Here is a 3,292-nt window from a genome sequence, read left to right on the forward strand (position 1 = left end):
AAAAGAGGCATCAAGAATGTGACAATAATCTTGATACCTCTCACTTTATAATATTGGCAAATAAAACTGCTTTCAATCCCAATAACTAGATACTAACCTAGTCATCAAAATTAATTGTTAAAATAAAGTTTTAGCTAAGCAAGCCAGCTTGTATCTGTGTTTTGAGTTGTAGCTGAACCCTTAACCAGTGTTGCAGTAACATTTACAGGAATAGTATCACCAAAGTAAAATTCACCTGGAATTCCATTTACCTTAAATACGTAATGATATGCAGTACCACTATTAGCAGGATAATAGTTCTTAGTACCGCTAAATCCTTTAGCGTTATCTCCAGTAGTTAATGCTGTATAAAGGTTGCTGTCACCTGCGGTTTGACCAGTGTTAACCTTATCAGTCTTTGAACCAGTTAAAATAGCTTTAACTTGATCAGATGTAAGGGTAGGTGCTGTAAAATCAGAAGATGAAAGAGTAGTGTTATTTGTAAGCGCTCCTGAAACTGTTACACCATTAGAGACTACTTTATTAACTCTAAATGATACTTTAGAAGTTGTTGCTTGGGCAACAGTTACATAAACAGTTCCACCGTATGCCTTACTTCCAACTGAATTCGAAGTTTTTACATATCCAGAAGGAACACTACTATTGATGAAATCACCTAATTCAACACCATCAGTATTCTTGTCAGTTGGTGTCACCGGTCGTCCAGCTTTACTATTAGTACCATCTTTAGCAATCCATGTAGCAGTATTTACAACAGTACCATCAGCTAAACGATAAACAACATTCACACTATTATCAGATGTAGCAGTTGGTTGAGCATTAGTTTGATTTACATCAGATGCCTTTACCCAAGCACCAACTAAACCATTTGTAGTTGAACCATTTACAGAAGCAACTTGATACCAAGTGTCACCTTCACGTGAGGTAGTAACGGCCTTATTAAAGGTCAATACGGCATCCTTATAAGCATCTGTAGAAGTTAATGTTTTGCCATCAACAACTGCACGACCAACTTTATATTGTGACCAAGCTGGAGCTTTGAATAAAGTTGTATTAGCAGTTGTGCTAGTTGAGTTCAACTTATAAGTGTTAGTTGATGCAGGAGCAGTAGCATCCTTGGTAGTAGCGTATGAAGCTACACCACCAGCAAATGCTGAAGTACTCTTACCACCATAAACCCAGCCACGATATTGCTTATCGAATGATACAACCTTGTAGTAAACTGAACCACGGTTAGTAGTAGCAACACGGTAAGCACGTAGATTAGCCTTACCAGTTTGTGCATTAGCTAATGCTTTGGTAGTAGTAGTAGTAGCAACAACCTTAGCACCCTTCAAAGTACCAGCCTTTGTATAAAGAGCGTTAGTACCATTAAAGTTAACGTTACGAGTAGTAGCATCAGTTGTCAAAGCTTTGTTTGATGTAACTTTGGCATATGATTTTGCACTAGCATTTGTGCTAGATACACCGGCAACAGCTACAAATGATAATGCAGCTACACCAGCAAAAAGAGTCTTTTTCAATGACTTTTTCATGTATAATTTCCTCCCAAAAAAATTGTTTTTTCAAGCTACCTAGCATGCAAAAACATACCTCAATTAACTTGCTGTAAATAGTATAACATAATCAAGGTTGAATGCAAAAGAAAACAGGAGTTGTAAAGGCTTTAACATTTTTTTGTAATCTATATGCCATGATAATTAATAAATGATCGCTCTATTAAGTAGATTCCCCACTATGTGTTAGTATATTAACCAAAGGAGAATAATAATGTCATCAATACGTAAGCATGGTCATGGATACCAAGTAAGATACTACTATTATGATGCCAATGGTCAGGAACACGAGAAAACAAAGAGCGGCTTTAGAACTAAATCAGCTGCAAAGCTATTTGCGAGTCAATTGGAAATCGATATCCACAATGGTTTGGATCTCGTTCCTAAAGATCCTAAGTTTGCTGACTATTTTGACTATTTTTATCACACGTACAAAGAGCCTAAGATTGAAAATCAGACTAAGAATCGCTATAAAATAACTAGTCGAGTATTGCATAATTATTTCGGTGATGTTACTTTAAAAAGTATTGACCGACCACAATATCAAGCATTTATTAACTTCTATGGTCATTCTCATGCAAAAGATACTGTTTATAAAGTTAATTCACTGATTAGAGCAACTGTTCAAAATGCCATTCTTGACGATCTGATTCATAAAGATTTCACCCAGCGAGTCAGTCTTATTTATGATAAGTCACGTGATAAGCATGTGGAATACCTCAACGTGGCTGAGATTAAGCGTCTCATCGCTTATTTGGAGAATCACTTAAACTATCACTTTACCTCCACTTTTATGATCCTGACGGCCGTTTTAACTGGTGCTCGCTTGGGGGAAATTCAAGCATTAACTTGGAATGACGTTAATTTTAATTTTAAAACGATTAGCATTACTAAATCTTGGAATTCATCCGAAGGCGGTGGATTCAAAGATACCAAGACGGCTGGTTCAAATCGAATCATTGCAGTTAATGACGAATTGCTGAAATCATTAAAGATCTTGAAGGATCACAATAATGGAGAACTAATTTTTGTTAATCAATATAAATCCATTCCATCATCCTCCGCCGTTAATAAAAAGTTGCGTTCTATACTAAAAGACTTAGGGATTCAAAAACAGGGCTTCCACTTTCATTCTTTACGACACTCACATGTAGCTTACCTACTATCTCGAGGAATTGACATTTACATCATTTCTAAGCGTTTAGGGCATGCTGATGTATCCACAACAACAAAGATTTATTCCTATTTAATGGATGAATATAAAGCAAAAAACGATCAACAGATTCGTGAAGAGTTAGATAACCTTTCCTCTCATGATGAAACTATACCAATTAAGCGGAACCTTTAATAAGGTTCCGTTTTTATTTTGTTATTTTACTCTGTATCAGGTTAAACTTCTTCTGCCGTTTGGCCGTTATTTGCCCGTTATTATTTATATTTTAATACTTTCTAGTACGCTTTTATAAATTAAAAAAATTAGGAATGCCTATTTAACAGCATTCCTAATTTTAATATTTCTTCTAATTTGCATAATTATGCCGACTGCAGGAGTCGAACCTGTGACCCTCGGTTTACGATACCGATGCTCTACCAACTGAGCTAAGTCGGCGAAAGATTATACAAAAATGCTAACATCTGAGTTAGCACCATAATCAATCTCCGGCAGGCGGGCTCGAACCGTCGACAACCTGATTAACAGTCAGGTGCTCTACCAACTGAGCTATGCCGGAATAATT

General features: G+C 36.3%; 2 protein-coding genes and 2 tRNA genes. 1 reads left to right on the forward strand and 3 read right to left on the reverse strand.

Going from position 1 to position 3,292, the window contains the following annotated elements:
- Positions 1-134: 134 nt before the first annotated feature.
- A complete protein-coding gene (locus JCM14108_RS13560) occupies positions 135-1,535 on the reverse strand; it encodes a hypothetical protein (RefSeq protein WP_035181486.1) in 1,401 nt (466 codons plus the stop codon).
- A 235-nt stretch (positions 1,536-1,770) separates the two neighbouring features.
- Here JCM14108_RS13560 and JCM14108_RS13565 point away from each other — a divergent pair, with 235 nt between their 5' ends.
- Positions 1,771-2,904, forward strand: a complete 1,134-nt coding sequence (locus tag JCM14108_RS13565; RefSeq protein ID WP_035181487.1) for a site-specific integrase — start codon at positions 1,771-1,773, stop codon at positions 2,902-2,904.
- 188 nt (positions 2,905-3,092) lie between these two features.
- On the opposite strand, the gene JCM14108_RS13570 is transcribed toward JCM14108_RS13565, so the two are convergent.
- Both JCM14108_RS13570 and JCM14108_RS13575 read right to left on the reverse strand, forming a co-directional pair.
- Positions 3,093-3,165: transfer RNA gene (locus tag JCM14108_RS13570), tRNA-Thr, on the reverse strand.
- A gap of 48 nt (positions 3,166-3,213) precedes the next feature.
- Positions 3,214-3,286, reverse strand: a tRNA-Asn gene (locus JCM14108_RS13575).
- Positions 3,287-3,292 lie beyond the last annotated feature (6 nt).

Source organism: Lentilactobacillus farraginis DSM 18382 = JCM 14108, from assembly GCF_000583655.1.
GTDB classification, from domain to species: Bacteria; Bacillota; Bacilli; order Lactobacillales; family Lactobacillaceae; genus Lentilactobacillus; species Lentilactobacillus farraginis.

Excerpts from the sequence above, each read along its gene's own strand:
- JCM14108_RS13560 (WP_035181486.1), bottom strand. The coding sequence starts at position 1,535 with ATGAAAAAGTCATTGAAAAAGACTCTTTTTGCTGGTGTAGCTGCATTA.
- JCM14108_RS13565 (WP_035181487.1), top strand. The coding sequence starts at position 1,771 with ATGTCATCAATACGTAAGCATGGTCATGGATACCAAGTAAGATACTAC.